General features: G+C 51.1%; 1 pseudogene. It reads right to left on the reverse strand.

The window, feature by feature from the left end:
- Positions 1-270 (reverse strand): annotated as a pseudogene (locus ACTHS3_RS17920) (PIG-L family deacetylase); the annotation flags it as partial.

The raw sequence follows: 270 nt of genomic DNA on the forward strand, positions 1-270 counted from the left end.
GCGCAGTATGTTGATGGTCGGGATGCGCATCAATATTGGGGGACGGCGTCACAATAATATCCGGCTGGAACGTTTCTATCAGATAGCCAAGGTTGTCTACCAAGCTGGTCCAAGTCGAGCCGGGCTTGAGGTGTTTCGCCAATGGGGAGGTATTGGCACGGCGGAAAATATCGACATCGGCCGTATCGATTTTGGTCGATTTAATCTCTTTTTCCGGATTTTGGCGCATGGCGGTCAAAGTGCTGTCGAAGTAGCCTAGTTGCAGGATGT

The sequence above is a fragment of the Neisseria sp. P0009.S007 genome (assembly GCF_051962515.1).